Here is a 26,321-nt window from a genome sequence, read left to right on the forward strand (position 1 = left end):
TGAAAATTAATCCAAGGGCTTTCCTTTATTGTTATTTATTTTATTTTACACGTTCAACGTATTCGCCTGTACGCGTATCAACTTTGATTTTATCACCTTGGTTAACAAACATTGGCACTTTAACCTCAACCCCATTCTCTAAAGTTGCTGCTTTTAAAGCGTTTGTAGATGTATCGCCTTTTACAGCTGGTTCTGAATATGTAATTTCAAATTCTGCAAAGTTTGGTAACTGACCCATAATGGCCTCATCGCTTTCCATAGAAACGATAACGCTCATGCCTTCTTTTAAAAATTTAATAGCCGAACCGAATAATGATTTTTCTACATTATATTGCTCGTAACTATTGTTATCCATTACCACTAAATAATCACCGTCTTCATATAGGTACTGATAATCGTTCGTTTCAACACGGCAAATTTCAACAGCCTCGTCAGTATTCATACGAGCTTCTACAATTCTGCCTGTTTTAATGTTACGAAATTTACCGGTGTAAAAAGCTCCGCCTTTACCTGGTGTACGGTGATTCCACTCATCAACAGTAACTAATTCGTTGTTTACACGAAGAATGTTACCTGTTTTAATTTCTGATGCTTTTGCCATGTTATGTTTTATCCAGTGAGGATTTTATTTTTAAATTTTGCGTTGCCAAAGGTAAAATTATTTTAGCAAAAACCTATAAAGGTTTAATTGATAAGCTTTAGTGATAAAACTCATTTTACCCGCTCCATGTAATCGCCAGTTCTTGTATCAACCTTAACTTTATCGCCCTGGTTAATAAATAGTGGCACTCTAATTTCGGCTCCTGTTTCTACAGTAGCGTATTTTTGAGCACTTGTTGAGGTATCGCCTTTCACAGCCGGCTCTGTGTAAGTAATTTCAAGCTCTACACTATTTGGTAATTGTGCTACTATCGGTTCTTCGCTTTCAAAAGCAATAGTAACATTCATACCTTCTTTTAAAAATTTAATGGTGTTACCTAAAAGCAATTTGGGAATGTTGTATTGTTCAAACGTATTGTTATCCATTACAACCAAATAATCACCATCTTCATACAAATACTGATAATCATTCGTTTCTACACGGCAAATGGTTACTTCTTCATCTGTACGGAAACGGTATTCTAGAATTTTGCCGGTTTTTACGTTACGCATACGAGCCTGATAAAAAGCCCTTAAATTGCCCGGTGTACGATGAATATATTCTTCTACGCTTACCAACTCTCCATTAAAGCGTAATACATTGCCGCTTTTTACTTCTGATGCTTTTGCCATTGCTAAATAAATCTGTTTTATTAATCGAACATCAAAGTTAAAAAAAGGATTTCTGATTTGAAATTGGAACTTCCATTCCTTTCCAAATAATTAAATAGCGAAATTTTATACTTGTATAAATGATTATAGTTTTTGCCTATATCGCCATCAATAAATACAATGAATAATTAGTAAATCTGGGTTGATTGAGAAGCGATTTCACCGTACCTTTGTGGCACAAAATTAAAGACAAAAAATTATGGCAATAGTAGGTAAAAAATTCCCGAGTGTTAGTATTGATGCAATGTCAGACATGGGTGATGACTTAAAAATCAACGTATTTGAAGAAGCTGTTAGTAAAAACAAAAAAGTTATTTTATTCTGGTATCCAAAAGATTTTACTTTCGTTTGCCCTACAGAATTACATGCTTTCCAAGCTGCTTTACCTGAGTTTGAGCAAAGAAATACAATTGTAATTGGTGCATCTTGCGATACAAACGAAGTTCACTTCGCTTGGTTAAATACGCCAAAAGATAATGGTGGTATAGAGGGTGTTACTTATCCAATTTTAGCAGATACGCACAGACAATTATCTGGTATTTTAGGTATTTTAGATCAGGAAGTTAGTTACGATGAAGAAGGAAATGAATCTTTCTCTGGTTCAAATGTGACTTTCAGAGCTACCTATTTAATCGACGAAACTGGAAAGGTTTTCCACGAAAGTGTAAACGATATGCCGGTTGGTAGAAACGTTAAAGAATATTTACGTTTAATTGATGCTTACGCTCACGTTCAAAAACATGGCGAAGTTTGTCCTGCAAACTGGGAAGAAGGAAAAGAAGCAATGAATGCAAACAGAACTGGCGTTGCTGAATATTTAGCTGCTAACTAATTAAACACAACGTTATGTTTTTAGAATTAACAGAAGATAATCTTCAACAGTATTTAGCCGATAACTCTAAAGTTATGGTTCAGTATGCTGCATCTTGGTGTGGCAACTGCAGAATCATGAAACCAAAGTTCAAAAAACTGGCTGCTGAAAATGAAGATGTAGCTTTCTTAATTGTTGATGCCGAGAAACTTCCAAACTCACGCAAATTTGCAAACGTTGATAATTTACCAACTTTTGCAGCTTTTGAAGGCGGTAGCTTGGTAGATCAGGTGCAAACCAACAAAGCAGAAGGTTTAATAGAATTATTTAATAAAATAAAATAATGAAGATTCCGGTTATTAGACAATTATTTCAAAATACCACTCCTGCTCAATTAGAAACTACCTTAGAAGTTTTAGAAGCTTTCTGCGAGTTTAGAGGGGTTAGCGAACACGAAGTTGATGTTGCTGGCGAAATGATTACCAATATTTGCGGTGCGCTTGAAGTACACCAAATGGTAAGCGAAGGTGCTGCTGAAAAAGATGCCCTTAATGCTTTCGGCCAAAAAGTAATGGGTTCGATTGATAGATAATTTTCTGTAATCAGACTCTTTATAGAAAAACCTTTGCAGATTGCAAAGGTTTTTTTTGTTTTTGAGTATAATGTGTTGGCAACGGAAATAATCATCACGTTATTAAGACAATGAAAAAATTCAGGGTTAAGTGGTTAATTAAGCCAAATTTCTACCTGCGTTCACAATTCCAAAAACCGTTCTAACTGCTAGTTTTTCTAGTGCCGTTTGGTCTTTTTCATTTTGGTCATGCTGCAGTTTTTCTAAAGCGAAATGCTGAATCAAAACCAAAGGCAAAATAATTTTCTCACGCGTTGCGATTGATTTTTTATCTACAGGATAGTTCGCCATTAAAACCTCTTGTCCTGATAATTTTAAAAGCATTGCTTTGGTTAATTCGAATTCATTGTGTAATTGCGTCCAGAAAGCACCAAAATCCTTATCATTAGCCAAATGGGCCGTAATTACAAAGTCTGATTTGCTCATGCTCATCATACAATTATCTACAATGGTTTTCAAATAATCCGAATCTTCGTATGCTTTAACAACCTTATCCCAGTTTCCGGCTTTCTCTTGATTTTTCATTGCGGTACCCATTCCATAAAAACCTGGTACGTTTTGTTTTAGCATACTCCAGGCAGTTACAAAACTAATGGCTCGTAAATCCTCCAGTTTCATTTCGCCACCACCATTTCTTTTAACCGGGCGGCTACTGATATTTGCCTGAGATAGTAATTTCAGTGGAGAAAGTTTCTCTAAATAACTTACAAACAATGGATGTTCGCGTAAATCAACAAAAGCTTTATAACCGTCTTCTGCCATTTCATCAAGCAAGGCTTTATTTTCAGGGTCTAACAACACATTGTGTTTCTCTTTTAAACCAGATGAAATGCCTGCATTAATCAATTGTTCGATGTTAAATTCAGCACTTTCTACCGAGCCATATTGAGAACTTATTGTTTGACCTTGAACGGTTAACTGAATGTTTTTATTCGCAATTTCTTTACCCATTGATGCATAAAAACGATGCGTTTTGCCACCGCCACGAGCAGGCGGCCCACCACGACCATCAAAAAATGCAAGCTGAATGTTGTGTTTTTTAGAAATTTCTGAAAGTGATGTTTTTCCGTTAAAGATAGACCAGTTTGCCATTAAATAACCACCATCCTTGGTACTATCAGAATAACCAAGCATAATATCCTGTTTGTTACCACGGGTAGCTAAATGCGCTTTGTAAAATGGATTGCTATAAAGCGTATCCATTATTTTTCCGGCTCCTTTTAAATCGTTTACCGTTTCAAAAAGCGGAACGAAATCGATTGTCAAAGAATCCTTGCTCCAACCATTCCAAAGAAAAAGTTCGATTAATTGTAAAATATCACTCGCTTGCTGGCAATTGCTGATAATGAATCGGTGGCAAGCTTTTTCTCCATTACGATTTTGGATGCCTTTAATTTCCTTAATGGTTTGGATGGTATCATCAATCAAAGCATCAGCTTCACTAACGTAAACAGGTGTTGCTTCTTTAAAAGAAATCAATTTTAATTTTTCAGCCTCTGAAAGTTTATCATAATCTGCCGGATATAAAGATGAAATTGGTTTGTTTTGGCGGCAATAAGCATGTACACTTCGCAACACTCGGCTATCTTGACGAATATCTAGCGAAGCGAAATAATTACCATATAAATCGATTTTTCGAATCAAATCATTTACCAAATCAACGAATAAACCATCGTGTTCCTTTAGCAAGGTTTCCTTAATCTGATTGAGGTTTCCCTTTATTTCATTAGAAATATCGTGAGGTTCACAAGTTTGATCAAAGGCATTTGTGTAAAGTACATCGTGAAGTTTAGCGATGTTTTCTTCTACACCTCTAAAAGTAATGCGGCGTTTAATTACCCTAAAATCACGGTAGTAACAACGGAAAAGAATTTGGCGCAACATTTTAGAAACTTCTAAAGTTGTGTCAGCGTGGATGTTCGGATTTCCATCTCTATCGCCACCAGGCCAAAATCCTAACTCTAAAATCTTTTTAGTTTCTAAATTATATTCATCCAGGTTTTGGTCTATTTCTTCTTGAATATTTGCCGCAGCGAAGTAAAAAGTATTTTCTAAAAACCAGGCAAGGTTTAAAGCTTCATCAACCGGAGTTGGTGATTTTTTATTAAAAAAAGGTGTTTTACCCAATTGTTGCAATAGGGAATTCATCGCGATGATGTCGTTATCTCTAATTGCCTTAGTTAAATCGGTAATGATTGCCAAAACACTGCCCGGATAAAACTGAGTTGGATGTGCCGTTAAAACCAATCTCAGCGAAAGTTCATCAATCAACTTTTCAATTTTTGCCAACATTGGTTTGTTATCGGCGTTTTTCTTTAAGATAAAAGCTAAGGTACTTTGTTCATCAGTGGTGTTTAATTTTGTAAATGATGCATCTTCAACGGCATCAAAAAGCACAACCTGACGTTCTATGTATTGGATAAAACGAAAGAGTAAATCTACGATGTCTTTACGCTCTGTGTAGCTGGTAAACTTGGCGAAAAATTCTTCAATAATTTGAGCCGGTTTTTGTCCGTTAGCAATACCATCTTCGCAACTTTTAAAAAATAAAGGCAACAAAGTACCTGTATCTTTAATTTTGTAAAATGGAAGGGTTAAAAACAGACTGTTGTAGAGTTCAAATTTTGAGATTACCTCGTTATTGAAAATGGATTCGCGTTGTGTTGTTAAACGGAGTTTAGGCATAACTTAAGCAATAGTTTTGTATATGGTAATACTACAAAAAATGCGTAAGGTATTAAAATTCTAAGGCTTACAATTTGGAAAATTGTAGAATAAATTTTAATTTTAAAATCTTATTTGGCTACTTGGTAGCTACATAAGAACATTTGCAATGTTTAAGGGCATTGCATTGATTGTTAATTTTTTGGGTTAAAACAGCCGATGTAATAAAATACACCGGCTGTTTTTATTTGTTGGCATTATCTACACCTTTTTCTTGCCAATTTTAATGGGCATCGGTAACAATGTTGGCGTTTTTCTTAAACTTTTGAAGATATAATAAAGGTATTGAAAATAACATAATCAATCCGGCAACCCAATATGCATCGTTATAAGTAAGCAACATGGTTTGTTTAATTACGGTTCCTTCAATAGCTTTCATGGCCATTAGTTTTGCATCAATAAATGATGAGCCTTTAGCCATAAAAGCATTAACCAATCCGTTTAATTTTTGCGTAAACGCAGGATTATATTCATTTACGTTGGTTAACAAATTACTTCTATGAAAACCAGCACGAACGTGAATTAATGTTGTTAAAGCCGCAATACCAAAAGAACCGCCTAATTGCCTGCTCATATTGTTCAATCCTGAACCTTGTCCAATCTCTGGTCCGGTTAAATCTTGCATGGCAAGCGTTGTTAAGGGAACAAACAGCAAGGCCATTCCAAAACCTCTAATTACCAAAGGCCAAAAGAAATCTCCGGTTCCCGATGCCAGAGTAGATTTACTCAACATCCAACAGAACACGAAGAATAAGAACATCCCTCCTGTTGCCATAAACTGAGCAGGAACACCCTTTTTAAGCATAATACCAATAAAAGGCATCATTGCGATGGTACAAATACCACCGGCAATAAACAGTTTACCTGTTTGTAATGGCGTAAAACCCAATAAATTCTGTGCAAAAACGGGGAACACAAATACTGAACCATATAATCCGAAACCTAAAATGAAAGACGTAAACATCCCGATAGAGAAACTTCTCTTTTTCATGATTTTGAGGTTTACAATTGGATGGTCTGTTGAGGTTTCTCGCCAGATAAACAATAGTAATCCAAAAACAGATAGTACGGCTAATGCGACGATATACGGTGTCGAAAACCAGTCTTCACTTTCTCCCTTTTCTAGTAATGTCTGCAAACTTCCAACCGCTATGGCCAATAATCCAATTCCCCACCAATCAACAGGTTTTCCTTTTCCATCCTTTGGTGTCTCTCGAATAAAGGTTATGGTACAATAAGCCGCCAGAATCCCGACGGGAATATTTACATAAAAAATCCAAGGCCAATCTGCTATTTCTAAAATATAACCGCCAATTGTTGGGCCTACTGTTGGTCCAACAACGGCACCTAAACCGAATAACGCAGTTGCTATACCAACATCTTCACGTGGCCAGGTTTCAATTAAAATTGCTTGTGCTGTTGAAATTAAACCACCACCGGCAACGCCTTGCAAAATCCTGAACAAAATCAGCTCATTTAAGGAGGTTGCGTTACCACATAAAAAGGAAACAACGGTAAAAACGATAATGGAGGTTAAGAAATAATTTTTCCTCCCGAAACGGCTACCTAACCAACCCGACATAGGAAGGATGATAACATTCGCAACGGCGTATCCAGTAGATAACCAGGCGATATCCTCAAGAGTGGCGCCCAGGTTTCCCTGTATTTGAGGAATTGCTACGTTTACGATAGTTGTATCAATCAGCTCCAATAATGAAGCCGTGATTACCGTAAATGTAATAATCCACTTTTTTAAACCTACTTCGGCCATTATAATATTATTTAGTAGAAACTGATGCTTTTACGCTCATTCCCGGACGCAACTTAGCTAACAATTCCTTTGATGGATGAATTTTGATTTTTACGGGAATACGCTGAACAACTTTTACGAAGTTGCCTGTAGCATTATCTGGTGGCAACAATGAGCCTTTTGCCCCTGTAATTGGCGAAAAGTTATAAACCTCTCCTTCAATTTTTTCTTCAGGATAAGCATCAACCTCGATTTCTACTTTCGAACCTTCTTTAATTTTCTCTAGTTGAGTTTCTTTAAAGTTTGCCGTAACATAAATGCTTCCATCATTAACCACCGAAAACAAAGATTGCCCAGCTTGCACTAGCTGACCTTTTTGAACATTCTTTTTAGAAACGATACCAGTTGCCGGTGCTTTGATATTTGTATATGATAATTGAAGTTGAGCAAAATCGATATCACTTTGGCGTTGACTAATCACATTGCTACTAACTGCCAATTGCGATTGGGTTGTACCAACTTGTTTAACTGCAGCGTTGTATTGGTCTTGCGCCGCATGGTAAGCTGCAACAGCCGATTGTTTTGCTGCCTCTGCAGATTCTTTATTGGCTTTTGCCTGGTCGAAAGCTTGTTGAGTTATCGAACCATCCTTTACCAGATTTTCGTAACGGTTATAATCTTTCTGTGCCAAATTTACTTTAACATTTGCCGCTTCAACATTTGATTTTGCAGCCTCTACATTTGCTTTAGCCGTGCTTGTATTGGCTTGCGTAGCTATAATTTGCGAGTTTGCAACACCAACTCCTGCATTTGCACCTTTCTGACCAGATTGCGCTTGTTCTAATTTTACTTTATAATCTGCATCGTCAAGTTTAACTAAAACCTGACCTTCAGTTACACGTGTATTTTCTTCAAAATTAATATCCTTTACATAACCACCAACACGAGCAACAACCGGACTAATATCGCCATCAATCTGTGCATCATCCGTATCTACGCGTTTGCTATAATAATTCCACTCTACGATACCAAAAACGATACCTATTACCAGTAAAACACCTAGAATGATAGGTACTACTTTACTTTTCTTTTTATTTTCAGTTGTCATTGTTGTATTTATTGCGTTATTTTTCCTGTTGATTTTAGTAATGTATAGTAAGCTAAGCCTGCATCAGCTTTAGCGATTTCTAAATTTATTTTTGCTTGATATAATAAAGTTTCCGCATCAATTCTATCCGTAACCGATGCTACATTGTTTTTATATTTCGAGGCTAATAATTTATCGTTTTCAGTTGCCTGCGCAATCGAGGTTTCTAAAACCTGGATTTTGTTTACCGCAACTTGATAATTTTGGAAGTTTTTATTGATATCCGTTTTTACATTATCAGATAAAATATCTTTTTGAATGGTGATTTCGCTTTGCTGAATTTTCGCCTCGCTAACTTTATTATGGTTAGACCATAGGCTTGCGATGTTCCAAGAAACGGTTGCGCCCAAAGTAACCGGCATTAAATATTGGTTTGTTGGCGGTAAAAAATTACCACTTGGGTTAATGTAATATAAGTTTGCGCCAACACCAACCGTAGGTAAAGTATTCGCTCTAATACTTTTGATATTGAAACCCGCAACTTTATTTTGGACTTCAAGTTGCTTTAACTCCTGACGATTTGCCATTGCCAAACTAATATATTCGTTTAACGAACTGGCTGATTTTAAGCCTGCATTCGGGTCAGTAATTTTTACTTCAGTATCTTCTGGCAAACCTAAAAGGATATCTAGGTTGTAGTTAATCACTTTGCGGTTGCTTTCTATATCTAGCTGAGTAAGCGTAACATTTGCTTGTTGAAGTTGGAAACGCAACACATCATTTTTAGTTACAATGCCTTGCTCAAAAAAACGCTGTGCTTGTTTAATTTGTGCAGCGATTGATTCTAAATTTTGGTCAACTACTTTTTTACTTTGCGCAACTTTGTATAAAGCGTAATAAGTATTAATTACTGCATAAGTAACTTCCTCTTTGCTTTTATCTGCATCTAAACGAGCAACATCAGCCAATAATTTGGTAGATTCTTTTGCGTATTTTAATTTTCCTCCGCCATAAACTAATTCTTGTACAGCCGCCGTTCCTACAAATGCATCAGCTCTTTTGGGTAATTGTAAAGATGAGCCTCCGCCAGGTAAAGTAAATGTACTGGTTGGAATTTCTGCATGATTATACATAAAACTTGCATTCGCTGTTGGCAATACATTGTCCTTTACAATCTCAAGCTGCGCCACTGCCTGGTCTATTTTATTTTGAGATAATTTTAAGTTTTTACTGTTGGCTATGCCAAGTTCTATTGCTTGATTGATATTTAGTTCTTTTGAGCTTTGTGCAAATAAAGCCGCCGGAACTAATGATGCCACAAGCATTAATCTAATTGATTTGGGTATCATTTTTTTGTTGTTAAATAAACTGTTACAAGATTTTGTAAATAGGCGATGGCTCGCTCCTTAATAAGTTTGTTATCCTTAGGGTTGCTTAAATCGATAACCTCGCCCTGAGAGATTTTATGAGGCGCAATCACAACATTGGTTAACGTACCCATAATCGTCGAAATCATCATCCTTACATCAACATTGTTAAAGCTACCATCTTCAATCCCATCTATGATAATTCTATCCAAAATCAACATATTATGGCTCATGGCATTTTTAATTTTATCATACATTTCGGGTCTTTGCGTAAGCGAAAGCTCTCTATGCATCATTTTATGGAAGGCAATGTTTGAGAATATTCTATTGGCATAACCTTCTATCACTTTGTGTAATTTTTGCAGTGATGAAATTTTGTCTTCGTTAATAATTCTTAATTGAGATGCAAAACCTGCAATTCTATTATTCATTATCTCTACAAAAACCCCTTCTTTAGAACCGAAGTAATAATTAATCATCGCCATATTGGCACCAGATTCTTTCGAAATTTGCCTGGTAGAAGTTCCCTCGTAGCCAGTTTCGCAAAACAACTTTTCAGCTGCTTCTAAAATGGCTTGCCTCTTGTCTACTTTTTCTGTTTTCATTTCTTTATTAGATGGCACAAAATTAATCAAACGATTGATTAATATCCAAATGTTTACATACATCTTTTACATTATCTTGATAAAAGCTTAATTTTAAACGAACTAAATTTTACAAAATGAAAAAACGCTTATTGTTTTGCGTTGCGATTGTTTCCTTATTTGCTTATTTATTATCATTTCAAAGCCCAATTAAAATAGAACAGCAAAGCTGGATTAGAATAAATTTATTAGGTTATTCCCCTTCTGGGATAAAAGTTGCGATTTGGGCAAGCAAGGAAAATACTACTCCTAAATCATTTGAGATTTTAGAAAAAGCATCTGGAAAAGTGGTTTACACCTCAAAACTGATTAAAAATTTTGGCACTTATGGGCCATTTAATCAAACCGCTAGATTACATTTTTCAGATTTTAAACTTAAAGGTGTTTTTCTAATTCGGGTAAATAACATTGTATCTCCAGATGTTATTATACATGAGGAAGTGTATAAAGGTGCTGCAGATTTTTGCCTTCGTTACATGCGGCAACAAAGAAGTGGCTTTAACCCGTACTTAAAAGACAGTTGCCATACACATGATGGATTTTCTTTATACGGCTCAAAAGCCGGAATTAAAGACAGTACACACTTTGATGCATCTGGTGGTTGGCATGATGCGAGCGATTATTTGCAATACTCAACTACCTCAGCAAATGCAACTTATCATCTGTTAATGGCTTATCGAGATTTTCCTCAGGTTTTTACTGATGAAAAACAAGCAAATGGGTTGGATGGAAAAAATAACATTGCTGATGTTTTAGATGAAGCCAAGTGGGGATTGGATTGGTTGCTCAAAATGCATCCAAAAAAGAATATTATGTTTAACCAACTTGCCGATGACCGCGATCATATTACCATGCGCATCCCTAAGGAAGATAATCAGTATGGTAAAGGTTTTGAAAGACCATTATATTTTATATCGGGAGAACCTCAGCAACGCGGCAAATTTTTAAATAATACGACTGGAACAAGTTCTACTGCTGCAAAATTTAGTACTGCGTTCAATCTTGGCGCCCATTTATTCAATAAAATTGATGTCAACTATTCGAAATTACTAAAAGGCAAGGCTGGTACAGCAATGCAATTTGCGCTAAAAAAACCAGGAGTTACGCAAACAGCATCGGTAAAGTCTCCTTATATCTATGCAGAAGATAACTGGGTTGATGATATGGAACTTGCCGCAGTAGCCTTAAACTTTAACAAAGTAAAGCCTGATAAAAATAACTTGACAGCGGCAATAAATTTTGCAGAAAAGGAGAAAATAACACCTTGGATGAAGAAGGATACCGCAGCACATTATCAATATTATCCATTTATCAATATTGGTCATTATGAACTTGCGAAACAATTGAATGGCGACGATAAACTTAAGATTACAGACTATTACAAAACAGGAATAAATGAGGTTTGGAACAGGGCAAAACAAAATGCCTTTTATCGCGGTGTGCCATTTATTTGGTGTAGTAATAATTTAACTGTATCCTTTGCCATTCAGTGTTCCTGGTATGCAGATTTAACTGGCGATGATACTTTTGAAGAGCTGGAACAAGCCAACTTCGATTGGCTTTTTGGCTGTAACCCGTGGGGAACAAGTATGGTTTATGGGTTGCCGAATTGGGGCGATACCCCAACCGACCCACATTCGGCTTTTACACATTTGAAGCATTACCCGATTGATGGCGGTTTAGTTGATGGTCCGGTTTACACTAACATATACAAAGGCTTAATAGGAATTAAACTTGCTGATGAAGATGAATACGCACAATTTCAAAGTAATTTGGCTGTTTATCATGATGATTATGGCGATTATAGTACTAACGAGCCAACAATGGACGGAACTGCGTCATTAATTTATTTGCTGGCAGCAAAGGAGGCTACCTTAAAGCCAAAAAAGTAGAAGCCTCTAATTTTGGAGGCGAAACCGAATATTTAGGTGCTATTGTTCGTGGAGATTCAACAAAGAAAAAAATTGCTTTGGTTTTTACTGGAGATGAATTTGCAGATGGCGGATCATCAATACAAAGAACGTTAAAAGAGAAAAATGTTAAAGCTTCATTTTTTCTAACAGGAAACTTTTATCGCAATAAATCTTTTTACAACATTATTAATGAATTAAAAGCCGATGGACATTATCTCGGAGCACATTCAAATAAACATTTGCTGTATTGCGATTGGCAAAAAAGAGACAGTATACTTGTAACGGAAAGAGAATTTAGAAGCGATTTATTAGCCAACTACAAAGAAATGGAACGTTTTGGCGTTTTTAAAAAGGACGCCGAATACTTCTTACCTCCTTATGAATGGTATAATCAGCAAATTTCAGACTGGACAAAAGTTCAAAAACTTCAACTTATTAATTTTAGCCCTGGTACACGTTCTAACGCAGATTATACTTATCCAGAATTAGGAAAGGCTTATCGAAGTAGTGATGAGATTTTAAAGTCTATCAAAAGATATAATGAAACCAATTCTAAAGGTTTAAATGGATTTATATTGTTGCTTCACATTGGTACAGACCCAAGAAGAACCGACAAATTTTATAATCACTTAGGTGAATTAATAACCTATTTACAACAAAATGGTTATTATTTAACTAGAATTGACGATTTATTAAATCATTAAGTTACTAACGCAAAGTAAAATTTAAAATAAATATTAACTTTGCCTCAAATATTAAAAAAATGAGTGTACAAGAAAACAGCAACAATAATTTCAACTGGCTTTATTACGCATTAGGTTTATTCTTCGGTATTTTAACAGGAGCTATAATTACTCAAAGTTATATTTTTGCACTTTTAGGTGGTGTACTTGGATTATTAAGCGCTGGCTTATTTCTAAATGCTATTGTTAAAGGCAGAAAATATTAAATCGAATTTTTCGGTTTTACCTTCTGTTTATCTTTAAATTTCTAAAACACAGCAAATGAGGAATATTTTCATTGTTGCTTTTGCTTTATTATGTTTTACAGCGAAAGCTCAAGATTCATCGAATATTGATGTTAAATTTCCGGTTGCAGATCCAAGTCCTGCAGATATTGTTTATTATCCAATAAATGCGGCTAAAGTAAAGGCAGATGATGCAACCAAACCTATTGTAAAAGTAATATATTCTCGTCCGCAAAAAAAAGGACGCGATATTTTTGGTGTTTTAGAGCAGTACGGAAAAATTTGGCGTTTTGGCGCTAATGAAAGTACGGAAATTCACTTCTTTAAAAAGGTATCCATCGGGGAAAAGAAAATTAAAGCCGGAACTTATAGTTTATTTGCCATCCCAAATAAGAATGCATGGACTATTATTGTTAACAAACAAACGGATAAATGGGGCGCTTTTAGCTATGATGAAACAAAAGATGTTGTACGTATAAATGTACCCGTTAAAAATCTCAATAAGCCAATTGAATACTTCTCAATAACTTTTACGTCCAAAACAGATGGAGTAAATTTAATTGCGGGTTGGGATAAAACTCAAATAGAGCTGCCCATAAATTTTTAGAAAAACAAAAAATTATATCTAAGCCTTGAAAAATTTCAAGGCTTTTTTATTTGCCTGTAATGCAGAATTTATTTTCTTACCAATTGCTCTAAAAAATAAAAAGCAAACTCCAATCCTGGAAGCTTGCTTTTTTCTATCATTATTAACCTATCAGGTAAAACTTCTACAAAGTCTAACTTGAAAGTGTCTGTAAAAATAGTGTTCAGTACATATAAAAAATATGTAAAAATCACTTTTTTGTATTTTAATTTAGTCTACTTTTCTTGTATTTTGAGGGCGTAATTTTAAAGTTATTTTTAAATAATCTGATAAATGAGCTTGGGCATTCGAACCCTACCATATTTACAATTTCATTTAAAGAATAGTTAGAATATTGTAATAGATCCTTTGCTCTTTTTAACCTAATTTGAACTAAATATTGATATGGAGTAACATCGTACGCTTCTTTAAATGTTTTTAGGAAGTGGTTTACTGATAAACAACAATGCTCAGCAACACCTTCAAGCGTAATATTCTTATTAAAATTACTGCTCATATATTCCTTTGCAATAGTTAATCGCTTTAAAACATCTTGCTTCGTTTTTACACGCACAAAACTTAATTTATTAATACGCTGATTAAATTCTTCATCATAAATTTTATAATAATTCAAGAGTGTATCGTGCATGTACTCGTTAATTAATATTTCATCATTTAGCCCTTTATCAAGATAGTTTTTAAGTAGATTAACATTTTGTTTTATATCATCAGAAAAAGGATAAACAGATTCGCTAAACGTTTTTGAATCAAATTTTATTCCTGTGTAATGTTTATTATCTTTTCTAAGGGATTTGTGAAATTCGTTTATAAAAGTTTCGGTGAATGATATAGAAAACGTTCTTACCGGAGTTATAGATTCTATTTTGCTGATAAACTGAGTACCTGCATTTAGCACAGCAAAACTATCAGGGTATATATTAAAGTTTCTATTTTGTATGCCATAATTTTCACTCCCACCAAAAACAAATTTTATAGTATAGTTTGTGTTTTTATGTTGAGAAGAAGCATCACAAGAAGTTTCACTAACAATCGTATTTCCGTTAGCTAATACTTTGGAGTATTTCATCAGTTTGGAAAGTAATTAGTTGTGCAACAATTGATTTTATTAAATTGAAACCCATGCACATTAAATACGGCTTCCAAAGAGCACATCAAAAAATGATTAGAAAGCAGATTTAAGTGGTTCACAAGTTTAATTTAGGGTTAGTAAAATTAAACGCTAAATTAAAATGAAGCACCACCCAAAAAGGGGGATATTTTAGAAGAGATTGTGAATCAGATAAATCGCTTTTCTTTGGCTGCCTTTATCGCTTCTGATTTGGAGTTTACATCGAGTTTAATGTAAATGTTTTTAACATGGCTTCTAACCGTTTCCTGGTCGATGAACAATTCTTTTGCAATTTGAGGTTTTGTTTGTCCATTCGCAATGCGATCTAAAATCTCCGTTTCCCTTTTAGTTAATGGTGAGTTTAGGTTTTTTTGAAAGGAATGCATCACTATTCTCGCTACGTTAGTGCTCATGGCGCCTCCACCAGTACTTACTTCTCTAATTGCATCAATAATTTTTGATGAGCTTGAATTCTTGGTTAGATATCCTCCCGCACCTAAAGTTAATGCTTCGAAGACTTGCTCAGGGGAATCAAATACTGTTAAAATTATAATATTACACTTTGGCAGCAATTTTTTAATTGATGGAAGCGCCACCATACCGCTGGTACCTGGGATTTGCAAATCCAGTAGAATTACTTCCGGATTATCATCTAAAATTTGTTTTTTGGCTAAATCGTATGATGAATAAGTATTTACAACTTCAAAATCTGGCACATCATTCAGAATAGATTCATAGCCCATCCTAAGAATATCATCATCTTCTATTAAAATAATTCTTAGTTTTTTGCTCATTTCTGTTTTTTAAATCTATTTGACGCTAATTTCAGAAATTTGTAACAGTAATATCCGTAGAAATTAAAATATTTGTACCCTGCCCAGGTTCCGAGGTAATTTTAAATGTAGAATTTATTCTATTAGCTCTTGTAATTATGTTGTTCAATCCTCTACCATCTTTAACTTGTTGTAAATTAAATCCTATTCCATCGTCTGTTGTTAAAATTTCGATGTTGTTTTGATTATTTGTAATAACTAATACAACAACGTTTTGTGCCTTCGCGTGCTTCAGAATATTGTTTAGCATCTCCTTAAAAATAAGCGTTACGTTTCTATTAAACTCCATCGACAGACCAATATTCTCGTATTCTAGCACTATTCCTTCCATCATAAAAGTTATCCCGGTGTTTTGAAACAAATCAACACCAAAATTCTTAATGTGTATTAAAATTGAATGTAAATTATCGCTTTTTGGATCTAATGCCCACAGAATATCTTTTGTGCCTGTGTACAATTGACCTGTATTTTCTCTTATCAATCGAATTAGCTCCTTTTGATCAGTCTGTTTGTCATCAACCTTTTTATCCAATATTTCTGATAATACGTTAATTCTGGTGAGTTTATTCCCAATATCATCGTGAAAATCTTCGGCGGTTTGCCTTCTTATTTTTTCATGTTCCTCAATTTTTATCCTTTCTAATTGTAATTTCTTTCGCTCTTTAGCCTTAAAAATCAAGAAAAATATAAACCATATTAAAAGAATTAAAGCAATAAATGCAAAGATTTTAAATAAAATCGTATCATAAATTGGAGGAACTATTGTAAAGCTAAATCGCTCGATATTAGAAGGTTTACCACCGGCAATTGCGTAAACTTCAAACGTATAATTACCTGGTTTTATAGAAGAATATTCTATTTCATTGCTGCTTATCGGAGAACTATAATCTGCATCAACTCCGATCATTTTGTAGCTATACAATACATTATCCGGATTGGATAAATATATGGCTTTAAAGCTAATGGATAGGTGGTTTTGGTTGTAAGTTAGTGTTTGTGGGTTTCCCTTAATTATTTCTGGCGTGATATAAATGTCTTTCTTTTTATCATTCTTATGAAAAACTTTTATAAAATCTACAAAGATATGCGGACCAATTTTTGTCGTTGAATTGGTATTTGTTTGGCAGCGAATGAGACCGTTAACGGTACCAATAACCATGCTGCTTTTATAATTGATAATTGCGCCTTGATTACATTCAATAACCAATGGACTATTTACTAAAACCTCGTACTTATCTGTTTTTTTATTAAAAAATAGTTTATTTATTCCTCTACCCGTTCCAATCCATAAAAAGTTATTACTATCGGGCGCCATACTGTACACGTCATTGGAATTTAAACCGCTACCAACTGTGTATTTTTCTACTGCTTTAGTTTTAGGATTCCACGATACAATCCCATCTCCCAGTGTTGCAAATAAAATTTTATTGTTTTGTTTGGTGATGTTTAAAACATAAACACCATCAAGCTCTTTAATTTTGAAATGCTTATCTACCTTTTTATTTTTAAGTAAAAAGACACCCGTAGAAGTTCCGAGAAAAACACTATCGCCATCTAAAGCATATATGCAAGAGTTGTAACCACTAAATCCCTCTATCAACTCTGTTTTACCATCCTTTATATACAAGGTTTGCATAGAATTATTAATCCAATAAGCACCATTATTATCCTGCAGCATAGAATGAAAATCGGATGTTCCAGGTTTTAGCTCTTGAGAAAATTTTGAACCATCATACTTCCACAAGCCTTTATCTTGGGCAGAAATCCAAATATTTTTGCTTCTATCGGTATAAGTAAAAAGGATGTTTCTATTTCTAAGTTCTGGATTAGAAACGGGCTCTATTTTAGTTCCATCGTACATTAAAAGTCCTTTTGTAATACTACCCATCCAAAGATTATCTTTTTTATCAGCAGCCAAACTGCTTATCGGGAAATTTAAATTTTGCCCCTTAAATGTAACGTATCTTATAAATGCATCACCTTCATATTTGTAAAGTCCATCGCTAAAGCACGAAATCCACATATTATTTTCTTCATCCTTAAAAACATCATGGACTCTATTATCGCTTAAACCATTGGTATCATTAAAATAAATAGTGGTTTTATTTTTATTCAGTAAATACACACCCCTATCTGTTCCTACCCACAAGCCGCCTTTACCATCTTGTGCAATTGTATAATAGTTGGATGAATTATTATGTATAAATATTCGATTTAATTGCTTTTTTGTTAACGAATAAACACCAAGCTTGCTCGATAACACATAAATTTTATTTGGGTCGCTTTCATCGAAAATAATTTTAGAAACAAATGTAGAAGCAATATCGGCCGGAAATTTCTGAAATAATTTCCACCCTGTACTTTCACGTTTATAAATACCTTTTTCCCAAACAAAGGCAAATAAATCGCCTTTTTTATCTACAGCTAAGCAAGTTAGATGAGCATTTTTTAAATCAGAAAAAATAGGTTTACCTTTAACAATTTGAAATAGTTTTCTGTTGCTTAAACCCCAAACAATTCCATTTTTATCTTTTTTTAGTTGAGATATATAGCTGTTTGATAATATGGTTTTGATTTTTCCGTCGGATAAAACATTGAGTCCGAATTCCGTTCCGATATAAATCTGCCCTCCAACAGCCTCAACAATACTGGTTATCGAGTTGGAGATTAATCCATCGGCTTTGCTGTAAGAAGTAAATGTTTTGCCATCGAAATTGCTAACACCGCCAAAAGTGCCTAACCAAAGTGTTCTGTTTTTAGCCTGATAAATTACGCTTACTTGCGATTGAGGCAAACCCTCTTTTAGACCGTATCTCGTAAAATTATAACTCTGGGCATAAATCTGATTGCTACAAAACAAAAAGAAAATTATGATTTTGATTATAAGGCCTTTACTTCGCATCGGGATGCAAAATAAGCATAATTTATTTCATTAAATAAGTTCGATTGATGGTGGTTTTTATGTACCACCCATGAAAGGATCGGTTTGAGTTACCATTCCGGTTTCTATTTTTCCAGAATAACGATGCTTGAAAATGCTGTTACCTGTTTGAATAACACTGAAATCGTACCAATTTGCATTTTTAGATAAATTTAAAATTACACTTGTAACAGACTTTGGTTTTACCGTAACAGTTTTTGTTTGACCTTTGTATTTATTGTCAATAATTTGAATATTGATTTGCATTGAACCCTTATTTTCAAGCGATAAAATCAAATTTCCGCTTATTTTTTTTGCTAGAAGGCCTGTAATTTCTGGCTTAGCAACAATAGTTAAATCAGCATTTTTATGATTCCCTTTAAAGCTTCTGTAAAAGCCATTTGGACCGTAAATTGCAAAATTATAAATTCCATTGTCAAAATCATCAACGCTGATTTCATCGGTTAAAACATCGCCACTCTTCACTGCGTAAGCCCAATTTTTACCGATTACACCTTTATAACTAGCAATTGTATTCATGTTAAATGGTGCGCCAACTGTTTCCATTTCGCTACCAAAAAGTGTTTTAGCTGCTTCAAATTTTATTTCAACGTTATTGTTTTTTATTATAGCATCAACCGTTAGTTGATAAGGCAATACGCATGCAGGCTTTGTTCCAATTTCTTGTTTAGGGGCATATTTAGATGTTTCGGAATCAAAATTCTCATATCGGTTTATTTTAGCAACCTCAACTTTATTTAATGCAGTTGGACCAAGTTGAGCAGGTTTATTTTTAGCATTTACAATATTTGTAACTACAGTTTCTCGCTTTAGTGGTTCTGGTGATTTAATTTCTCCTCCATTATACGGCCTAAAAACGGAAGTTAAGTCGCCACAGAAATTCCGTCGCCAATCGCTAATGTTATTGCTTTTAATCGTTTTTCCAGTTTTTTTAGAAAGCCATTTCTCCATAAACATTAGCGAAGAAGTATGATCAAAAACCTGAGAATTTACAAAGCCACCCTTGCTCCAAGGAGAGGCAACAACCATTGGCACTCTGTATCCTAAGCCTATCGGACTACCCTTTCTGTTTTCATAATCAGGGGCAAAATTTATTCCTTCGGATACTTTGCCGGTCGAAGGATCTACGGGATTTGGAACCACAAATGGTGGTTGGTGATCGAAATAACCATCGTTTTCATCGTAAGTGAGCACAAAAATTGTTTTCTTCCAAACTTCAGGGTTTTTGGTTAAAATATCGAGTGCTTCGCTAACATACCAAGTTCCGTATAGCGGCGAACTTGTATGATCAGAAAAGCGTTGTGGTGCTACCAACCACGAAACTGTTGGTAATTTTCCATTATCTACATCTTTTCTAAATTGATGAAAAATATCCCCCTTGGGGATATTGATTGTCTCTTTGTTTCCTTTATCATTAGTAAAGGTAAAAGGCTCAACCTCGATATAATCTTTTTGAGAAATATTGGTTGTAAAAGCTTTGTCTATTAAATTTTTTTCTCTCTGGGATAGCTTATCATACTTAGCCTGAACTTCTGCAGGTGTTAATGCTGGTTTTACGGTATTATCTCCATTTTTTCTAAAATAAGCCGATAACTTCACATTATGACGGCTTACATATTCAACAGGATTATCCCCATAGTTTCCACACCAGTCATCAATTTCTCCTTCGGGTAGTTTAGAAGTCCACAATTCGTTTTGGTAAATGCGCCAATCAATCCCGTTATCTTCCAGTTTTTCTTGAAAAGTGGGCCAATCTACAAAAACGTTGTTTTGAGATTCTGCCTGATCGTTATTTACTACCGCAACTCTATTTTGATTTTTTTCTCCGCGAACTGTTCCGGTAAAAAAGAAAAGCCTGTTTGGCGTAGTTCCAGTTAACGAGGAACAGAAGTGTTGATCGCAAACAGTAAAAGCATCAGCTAATGCATAGTAAAATGGAACATCATTTCTATCATAATAAGATAATGTCATCGCCGTTTTTACAGGAAACCACTTATCATATCTTCCGCCATTCCTGGCTGCGACCTGATCGTTCCATGAGTGAGGCAAACCACCTTGCCAGGTTATTTTGGTTTTATTAATATCTACATGAAATGGTGCGTAGGTGTATCCCTGACCATCCTTTTGCAGCCAAACCTTATTTCCATCTGGCTGGATGTGTGGATGTGGATCATTAAAGCCGCGAACGCCTTTCAATTTGCCGAACATATGGTCAAAAGATCGGTTTTCCTGCATTAAAAAAACAATATGCTCAGCATCATAAAAGGTACTTCCTGGCTCGGCATTTATTGCCATTGCCTTAAGTACTGAAGTATTTGCAAGCCCGGTTGTACCGGCTAATAATGCTGCCTTTTTTAAAAACGCTCTACGAGAATCCATTGGTTTAAAATATTAAAAATGGAGGATAAATTAGTGCCATTATCCCAGTTCCATCATCCATTTTACATTTTCACTTACTTTTGATAAACCCTTACGTAATCAACTTTCATTGTGGCAGGGAAAATAGTATCATCAATGCCCTTACTTCCGCCCCAATTACCGCCAACAGCTAAATTTAAAATTAAGTGAAAGTCTTGGTCAAATGGCCAGTCGCCAGCGCCTTTACCAGTATTTTTGAATGTTAAATATTTTTGGTCGTCGATGTAGAAATCAATTCTATCTTCAAACCATTCTACAGCATAAACATGATATTCGGTGTATGGATTTTGTACCTTTAAAGCCTTGCCAACCTGGGTTTTAATGATGTGGTTAAATTTTTCAGTATGCACCGTTCCATGTACGTTATCCGGATCGTAACCTACATGCTCCATAATATCTATTTCGCCACTTTTTGGCCAACCACCATATTTTGCATTACTTGGTAAACCCCAAAATGCAGGCCATAAACCCCTGCCTTTTGGCAAAATCATCCGGGCCTCTACCCTGCCATATTTAAAGTCAAATTTGCCTTTTGTAACTAAACGAGCTGAAGTGTAGTGGTTTTTATCATTCTCTTCCTTTAATGCAATAATGTTTAAATTACCTTTTTTAACAATTGCATTTGCACTATCAGATTTAGTATAATATTGTAATTCGTTATTTCCGTAACCATCTCCTCCAACATCGTAACTCCAATTTTTTGCCAATGGAAGTCCGGCATCGTTAAACTCGTCACTCCATTTTAACTTCCAGCCTTTTGCTACCGGCGTATTCTTTATTTCTTCGAAAAGTAATTCTGGTTCGTTTGTGGTGATAAGCTCTACATTATGAGCCAATAACCATTGCATTTCTGGTACGGTGTTTACGGTCCATGCATTTATAGTTAAACCTAGTTTTTGTGCATTTTCTATCCAATTATCTTTTTGGTAAACGCTGTAATGATAATCTGCACCAGTGAACTTATCCGTTTTCAATTGCTCTGCACTTATTTCTCCTCTTAAATACGCAACCTTCGCATTTGGAAGTAATTGCAGCACACGTTTACAATAATCGTAATCGAAACTGATGTATTCTGTCCAGTCTATAACCTTTAGTTTTTTAACCATTTCAACGCATTTATTGGTTACCTCAATACCGCGTTCTTTACTAATTAGCGATGGTTTTATTTCTAAAATCAGCTTAGTGGTTTTTTGTTTTTTTCCGGCTTGCAGATAACTTTCTAGAGTTGGAATTTTTTCGCCATTGCTCATGGTTTTGGTTAGTAATTCCTCGTATTTTACGGTTTCTATTTTTAATCCTTGAAATTCAGGATCGTGATTTACAACTAACACGCCGTCGGCAGTCATCCAAACATCGAATTCAGAACCATAACAGCCTAAACGAACGGCCTCATTTAATGCTGCAATAGAGTTTTCTGGCAATTTGTTCTTTTTCCAGGCGCCACGATGAGCAATAACCTGATTTTTGTTCCAGTTAAATTTTTGAGCAAAAGAAGCTGTAAAGATGAATACCATAAAGGCTGAAATAAATATTCGTTTCATATCTGGTTTTGACGATTTTTTTGACCCAAAAGTATGGGTTTGCAGTTAAAGTTACTTAAGTTTTGTGTAACCATAGTATTAAGGAATAATTTTTTGACGACAACGCTATTGCGAAAAACCGTTGTTAAATAAACCAGATGGTAGCAAGCACGGAGTGTAACGGAGTAAAGCGGGACTAAAGATGCCATGAAGTAAGAAACCGTCGTTTTCAAATAAAAATAGAACAACAGATAAACAATTTATATTATTCGCGTTACCATATTGTTGGCTAAGTGCAATTGATTGGATTTATTTTTACATTTACGTTGATATGGTGAGCAATAACTATAATGAGCTAATCAGAAAAATAGACGAATTTATCCGTAAGTTTTATTTGAATAAAATTTTACGGGGAAGCATTTACAGTGCCGCTATTTTGCTTGCTCTATATGTGCTCATTTTTATAAGCCTTTATTATTTGAACCCTGGCGCAGGATTTAAAACTTTTGTTTTCTTCTCGTTTTTGATGGTTGCTATTGTTATAATTGGCTTGCTGATTATTAAACCATTGCTTGCTATGCTAAAACTTGGCAAGCATTTGTCTTTCGATGAAGCTTCTGTTATTATTGGCAACCATTTTAGCGATATTAAAGATAAACTTCTCAATACGCTTCATCTGCAACGATTAGCTGAAAATTTACCCGAAAACCAACTTATTCTGGCAAGTATAGACCAGAAAATTTTTGATTTAAAACCAGTTCCCTTTAGCACGGCTGTGCGAATTAACGATAATAGGAAATACCTCAAATATTTATTTGTTCCGCTATCTATTATTTTATTGATAGCTTTTTTGGCGCCTACAATTTTAAAGGAAGGCACCAACAGCTTTTTTAAATATGATGAATATATTGCGCCAAAGGCCCCATTTAATTTTACCCTTTTAAATAAAAATTTAACGGTTACGCAGGGTGATGATTTTACCATTAATTTGAAACTGGAGGGCGATGAGTTCCCCGCAGAAGTTTATGTAGAAGATGGAAAAAATACTTATAAGCTAACAAAAGAGAATATTAGCCGATTTAATTATACGGTTAAAAATATACAAGGCGATAAAAAGCTTGTTTTTAAAGGCGGTGGTTTTAGTTCGGCAGAATTTGCTGTTCGTGTTAAACCACGCCCGGAATTATTAAATGCTACAGCTACTTTAAATTTTCCCGCCTATCTTGGTAAAAAATCTGAAATCGTTAATAATGTTGGCGATATTCTTTTACCTGAAGGAACAAAAATAACGTGGAACTTTAAAACTGAACAAAGTAACTCAATTCTTTTTACGTTGAACGATAAAAAGCAGACTATTAATGTTTCTGAAAACACCGCTTCATTTGCTGCTATAATTAAGAATAACGCTAAATATAGCATTACGCCACAGAATGATTTTGTAACACTTAAAGACTCTCTAGCTCATCAAATTACGGTAGTTAAAGATCAAGCTCCCGGTATTACAGTTGAAGAGAAAAAGGATTCGATAAGTGATAAAGCCTTGTATTTCAGTGGGCAAATATCTGATGACTATGGCTTTAGCAGGTTGAGTTTTAAATATAACATCAAAGAGGGCAATAAAATTATCAGTACAGTTTCTAAAAATATTTCGGTAAAAAATAATGTTACCGAAAATAGCTTTTTCTATATCTGGGATTTAAAAAACATAACGGCTAAGCCCGGGCAAGAAATAGAATATTATTTTGAAGTAGCTGATAATGATGGTGTTAATGGGGCAAAAATTACACGTTCGGAGACAAAATTATTTAAGCAACCCACAAAAAGCGAAACTGCAGAGCAAGTAAATGCTAACAATAAAGCACTTAAGCAAAAAATGCAATCGGCTATTAGGTTAGCCGGAACAATTGAAAAAGAAAGTAAAAAAGTTGCACAGAGTTTAATAGATAAAAAACAGATATCTTTTGAAGATAAAAAGCAGATTGAGCAGCTATTAGACAAACAAAAACAACTTGAAGAAGCGGTTAAGGAAATTAAAGATTTAAATCAAAAAAACGCACAGCAACAACAGGAAAACCAGGCAGATAACCAGGATTTACAAGAGAAACAAAAACAAATTAAGGATTTGTTTGATAATGTTTTGGATGAAAAAACTAAAGAATTGCTACAAAAGCTCCAAAACTTAATGAATGAGCGGAATAAAGACCAAACGCAAAACGAATTATCGAAAATGCAGCTTGATAATAAAACCCTTAAGAACGAGCTTGACAGAATTTTAGAACTTTACAAACAACTCGAGTTTGAGCAGAATTTGCAAAACGATATTGATAGATTAAGTGATTTGGCGAAGCAACAAAAAGAGCTTGCGGCACAAACGGCTGATAAAAAGCAGGATAATGAATCTCTAAAACAAAAGCAAGATGCTTTGAATAAAGAGATGAAAGATATTAAAGATGATTTAAAAAAGCTGGAGGAAAAAAATCAATCGCTGGAACGACCAAACCCATTCGAAAACCCAGAAAAAGATATTCAAGATATTCAAAAACAGCAGCAAGACGGTAAAGAAGCGTTGGATAAAAAGGATAGTAAATCTGCCAGTCAGAAACAGCAAAAAGCCTCGGAGCAAATGGAAAAGCTTGCTCAAAAAATGAGCGAAATGCAACAGCAAGGTGAGGAAATGGAGAACAACCTGAATGCTAAAGAATTGCGCAGATTATTAGAAAACTTACTGAATACTTCTTTTGATCAGGAAAAGGTAATGCTTGCCTTAAAGCGTATGAATGCTTCAGATCCATCTTATACGAGCAATGTTCAGAAGCAGCGCAACATTAAAGATAACCTTAAAACCATTGCAGATAGCTTGTACAGCTTAAGTAAGAGGGTTCCGCAAATAGAATCTACCGTAAATGAGGAAATGAATAAGATTAATTTCAACCTTGATAAAAGTTTGGATAATCTGGGAGAACGGAGAACACCTGAAGCGAATAGATACCAGCAATTCACCATGACATCGATAAATAATCTGTCTTTGATGTTAAGTGAAGCTTTGAATCAGCTACAAAACATGCAGAAAAACTCTAAAGGTGGAAAAGGGAAACAAAAGCAGGGTATGAAGCAATTATCGCAAATGCAAGATCAGTTGAATAAGAGCATGCAAAAAGCGAGAGAGCAAATGCAAAAATCTGGCGGAAACCAAGGTACTGTGGGTAAAGGAGAAATGAGTCAGGAGTTTGGGAAAATGGCGCAGCAACAACAAATGATTAGGCAAGCTTTGGAAAAAATTAATCGTGAAGAGAATAAAGATGGCAAAGGTAAACTCGGCAATTTAAATGAGGCGATTAAAGAAATGAAGGAAACTGAAAGTGATTTGGTTAACAAAAAGCTTCAGCAAGAAACCATGAACAGGCAAAAAGAACTTTTGGTTAAGTTACTCGATGCCGAAAAAGCAGAGAAGGAGCAGGAAGAGGATGACAAGCGTGAGAGTAAAGCTGCAAAAGAATTTCCTGCATCTTATAAAAAGATGGTTGATGATTATAAAAAACAGCAGCAAAATGGTAACGATGTTTTGCAAAAAATACCGCCAACGTTAAATTATTATTATAAAAACAAAATTGCCGAATATTTAAAATCATTAAATATGGTGAAGTAGGTTT

General features: G+C 34.8%; 20 protein-coding genes. 8 read left to right on the forward strand and 12 right to left on the reverse strand.

Annotated elements, in window-relative coordinates:
* Positions 1–40 precede the first annotated feature (40 nt).
* Both efp (QWY86_RS08075) and efp (QWY86_RS08080) read right to left on the reverse strand, forming a co-directional pair.
* On the reverse strand, positions 41–601 hold the full coding sequence (gene efp / locus QWY86_RS08075) for an elongation factor P (RefSeq protein ID WP_290240689.1): 561 nt from the start codon (positions 599–601) through the stop codon (positions 41–43).
* Positions 602–711: 110 nt separating this feature from the next.
* Entirely contained in the window at positions 712–1,272 is a 561-nt protein-coding gene (efp, locus tag QWY86_RS08080; RefSeq protein ID WP_290240691.1) for an elongation factor P, read from the reverse strand.
* 238 nt (positions 1,273–1,510) lie between these two features.
* Between efp (QWY86_RS08080) and QWY86_RS08085 the strand changes: the two genes are divergently transcribed.
* The 3 genes from QWY86_RS08085 to QWY86_RS08095 are packed head-to-tail and all read left to right on the forward strand — an operon-like array spanning position 1,511 to position 2,714.
* Complete coding sequence (locus tag QWY86_RS08085; protein ID WP_290240693.1) at positions 1,511–2,143, forward strand: peroxiredoxin; 633 nt, start codon at positions 1,511–1,513, stop codon at positions 2,141–2,143.
* 14 nt (positions 2,144–2,157) lie between these two features.
* A complete protein-coding gene (locus QWY86_RS08090; RefSeq protein WP_196097350.1) occupies positions 2,158–2,466 on the forward strand; it encodes a thioredoxin family protein in 309 nt (102 codons plus the stop codon).
* Positions 2,466–2,714 (forward strand): DUF6952 family protein, encoded by a 249-nt coding sequence (locus tag QWY86_RS08095; RefSeq protein WP_010599336.1) that lies wholly within the window; start codon positions 2,466–2,468, stop codon positions 2,712–2,714. The genes QWY86_RS08090 and QWY86_RS08095 overlap by 1 nt, the downstream gene beginning before the upstream one ends.
* 138 nt (positions 2,715–2,852) lie before the next feature.
* On the opposite strand, the gene QWY86_RS08100 is transcribed toward QWY86_RS08095, so the two are convergent.
* From QWY86_RS08100 to QWY86_RS08120, 5 genes are all read right to left on the reverse strand, one after another.
* Positions 2,853–5,438, reverse strand: a complete 2,586-nt coding sequence (locus QWY86_RS08100) for a phosphoenolpyruvate carboxylase (RefSeq protein WP_290240709.1) — start codon at positions 5,436–5,438, stop codon at positions 2,853–2,855.
* 262 nt (positions 5,439–5,700) lie between these two features.
* A complete protein-coding gene (locus QWY86_RS08105; RefSeq protein WP_290240711.1) occupies positions 5,701–7,248 on the reverse strand; it encodes a DHA2 family efflux MFS transporter permease subunit in 1,548 nt (515 codons plus the stop codon).
* A 7-nt stretch (positions 7,249–7,255) separates the two neighbouring features.
* Positions 7,256–8,335, reverse strand: a complete 1,080-nt coding sequence (locus QWY86_RS08110; protein WP_290240713.1) for an HlyD family secretion protein — start codon at positions 8,333–8,335, stop codon at positions 7,256–7,258.
* Between the two features lie 8 nt (positions 8,336–8,343).
* Positions 8,344–9,663, reverse strand: a complete 1,320-nt coding sequence (locus QWY86_RS08115) for a TolC family protein (protein ID WP_290240715.1) — start codon at positions 9,661–9,663, stop codon at positions 8,344–8,346.
* A complete protein-coding gene (locus QWY86_RS08120; RefSeq protein ID WP_290240717.1) occupies positions 9,660–10,286 on the reverse strand; it encodes a TetR/AcrR family transcriptional regulator in 627 nt (208 codons plus the stop codon). Before QWY86_RS08120 ends, QWY86_RS08115 begins: the two co-directional genes overlap by 4 nt.
* A gap of 116 nt (positions 10,287–10,402) precedes the next feature.
* Here QWY86_RS08120 and QWY86_RS08125 point away from each other — a divergent pair, with 116 nt between their 5' ends.
* From QWY86_RS08125 to QWY86_RS08140, 4 genes are all read left to right on the forward strand, one after another.
* Positions 10,403–12,217: a glycoside hydrolase family 9 protein gene (locus QWY86_RS08125; RefSeq protein ID WP_290240718.1), complete on the forward strand. Its 1,815-nt coding sequence runs from the start codon at positions 10,403–10,405 to the stop codon at positions 12,215–12,217.
* A 77-nt stretch (positions 12,218–12,294) separates the two neighbouring features.
* Positions 12,295–12,942 carry a polysaccharide deacetylase family protein gene (locus tag QWY86_RS08130; RefSeq protein WP_290240720.1) on the forward strand — a complete coding sequence of 216 codons (648 nt, stop codon included), beginning with the start codon at positions 12,295–12,297 and terminating at the stop codon, positions 12,940–12,942.
* A 59-nt stretch (positions 12,943–13,001) separates the two neighbouring features.
* The gene (locus QWY86_RS08135) at positions 13,002–13,187 is read left to right on the forward strand and encodes a hypothetical protein (protein WP_290240722.1); all 186 of its coding nucleotides are present in this window, start codon (positions 13,002–13,004) and stop codon (positions 13,185–13,187) included.
* 55 nt (positions 13,188–13,242) lie between these two features.
* The gene (locus QWY86_RS08140; RefSeq protein WP_290240724.1) at positions 13,243–13,812 is read left to right on the forward strand and encodes a DUF2911 domain-containing protein; all 570 of its coding nucleotides are present in this window, start codon (positions 13,243–13,245) and stop codon (positions 13,810–13,812) included.
* 244 nt (positions 13,813–14,056) lie between these two features.
* Here the strand turns inward: QWY86_RS08140 and QWY86_RS08145 are convergent, their stop codons facing one another.
* From QWY86_RS08145 to QWY86_RS08165, 5 genes are all read right to left on the reverse strand, one after another.
* On the reverse strand, positions 14,057–14,917 hold the full coding sequence (locus QWY86_RS08145; protein ID WP_290240725.1) for a helix-turn-helix transcriptional regulator: 861 nt from the start codon (positions 14,915–14,917) through the stop codon (positions 14,057–14,059).
* A gap of 209 nt (positions 14,918–15,126) precedes the next feature.
* On the reverse strand, positions 15,127–15,753 hold the full coding sequence (locus QWY86_RS08150; RefSeq protein ID WP_290240727.1) for a response regulator transcription factor: 627 nt from the start codon (positions 15,751–15,753) through the stop codon (positions 15,127–15,129).
* A gap of 31 nt (positions 15,754–15,784) precedes the next feature.
* Complete coding sequence (locus QWY86_RS08155) at positions 15,785–18,586, reverse strand: ligand-binding sensor domain-containing protein (RefSeq protein ID WP_290240728.1); 2,802 nt, start codon at positions 18,584–18,586, stop codon at positions 15,785–15,787.
* 165 nt (positions 18,587–18,751) lie between these two features.
* Positions 18,752–21,112, reverse strand: coding sequence for a phosphocholine-specific phospholipase C (locus QWY86_RS08160; protein WP_290240730.1), 2,361 nt, complete (start codon positions 21,110–21,112; stop codon positions 18,752–18,754).
* Positions 21,113–21,186: 74 nt separating this feature from the next.
* Positions 21,187–22,692 (reverse strand): family 16 glycosylhydrolase, encoded by a 1,506-nt coding sequence (locus tag QWY86_RS08165; protein WP_290240732.1) that lies wholly within the window; start codon positions 22,690–22,692, stop codon positions 21,187–21,189.
* A 373-nt stretch (positions 22,693–23,065) separates the two neighbouring features.
* On the opposite strand from QWY86_RS08165, the gene QWY86_RS08170 reads away from it, so the two are divergent.
* Positions 23,066–26,317 carry a DUF4175 family protein gene (locus tag QWY86_RS08170; RefSeq protein ID WP_290240734.1) on the forward strand — a complete coding sequence of 1,084 codons (3,252 nt, stop codon included), beginning with the start codon at positions 23,066–23,068 and terminating at the stop codon, positions 26,315–26,317.
* Positions 26,318–26,321 lie beyond the last annotated feature (4 nt).

Origin of the sequence: Pedobacter aquatilis (genome assembly GCF_030409415.1) — a bacterium.
GTDB classification, from domain to species: Bacteria; Bacteroidota; Bacteroidia; order Sphingobacteriales; family Sphingobacteriaceae; genus Pedobacter; species Pedobacter aquatilis.

What these genes read in the sequence shown, in the direction of transcription:
- efp (WP_290240689.1), bottom strand. Translation starts at nt 601, where the DNA reads ATGGCAAAAGCATCAGAAATTAAAACAGGTAACATTCTTCGTGTAAAC.
- efp (WP_290240691.1), bottom strand. Translation starts at nt 1,272, where the DNA reads ATGGCAAAAGCATCAGAAGTAAAAAGCGGCAATGTATTACGCTTTAAT.
- QWY86_RS08085 (WP_290240693.1), top strand. Translation starts at nt 1,511, where the DNA reads ATGGCAATAGTAGGTAAAAAATTCCCGAGTGTTAGTATTGATGCAATG.
- QWY86_RS08090 (WP_196097350.1), top strand. Translation starts at nt 2,158, where the DNA reads ATGTTTTTAGAATTAACAGAAGATAATCTTCAACAGTATTTAGCCGAT.
- QWY86_RS08095 (WP_010599336.1), top strand. Translation starts at nt 2,466, where the DNA reads ATGAAGATTCCGGTTATTAGACAATTATTTCAAAATACCACTCCTGCT.
- QWY86_RS08100 (WP_290240709.1), bottom strand. Translation starts at nt 5,438, where the DNA reads ATGCCTAAACTCCGTTTAACAACACAACGCGAATCCATTTTCAATAAC.
- QWY86_RS08105 (WP_290240711.1), bottom strand. Translation starts at nt 7,248, where the DNA reads ATGGCCGAAGTAGGTTTAAAAAAGTGGATTATTACATTTACGGTAATC.
- QWY86_RS08110 (WP_290240713.1), bottom strand. Translation starts at nt 8,335, where the DNA reads ATGACAACTGAAAATAAAAAGAAAAGTAAAGTAGTACCTATCATTCTA.
- QWY86_RS08115 (WP_290240715.1), bottom strand. Translation starts at nt 9,663, where the DNA reads ATGATACCCAAATCAATTAGATTAATGCTTGTGGCATCATTAGTTCCG.
- QWY86_RS08120 (WP_290240717.1), bottom strand. Translation starts at nt 10,286, where the DNA reads ATGAAAACAGAAAAAGTAGACAAGAGGCAAGCCATTTTAGAAGCAGCT.
- QWY86_RS08125 (WP_290240718.1), top strand. Translation starts at nt 10,403, where the DNA reads ATGAAAAAACGCTTATTGTTTTGCGTTGCGATTGTTTCCTTATTTGCT.
- QWY86_RS08135 (WP_290240722.1), top strand. Translation starts at nt 13,002, where the DNA reads ATGAGTGTACAAGAAAACAGCAACAATAATTTCAACTGGCTTTATTAC.
- QWY86_RS08140 (WP_290240724.1), top strand. Translation starts at nt 13,243, where the DNA reads ATGAGGAATATTTTCATTGTTGCTTTTGCTTTATTATGTTTTACAGCG.
- QWY86_RS08145 (WP_290240725.1), bottom strand. Translation starts at nt 14,917, where the DNA reads ATGAAATACTCCAAAGTATTAGCTAACGGAAATACGATTGTTAGTGAA.
- QWY86_RS08150 (WP_290240727.1), bottom strand. Translation starts at nt 15,753, where the DNA reads ATGAGCAAAAAACTAAGAATTATTTTAATAGAAGATGATGATATTCTT.
- QWY86_RS08160 (WP_290240730.1), bottom strand. Translation starts at nt 21,112, where the DNA reads ATGGATTCTCGTAGAGCGTTTTTAAAAAAGGCAGCATTATTAGCCGGT.
- QWY86_RS08165 (WP_290240732.1), bottom strand. Translation starts at nt 22,692, where the DNA reads ATGAAACGAATATTTATTTCAGCCTTTATGGTATTCATCTTTACAGCT.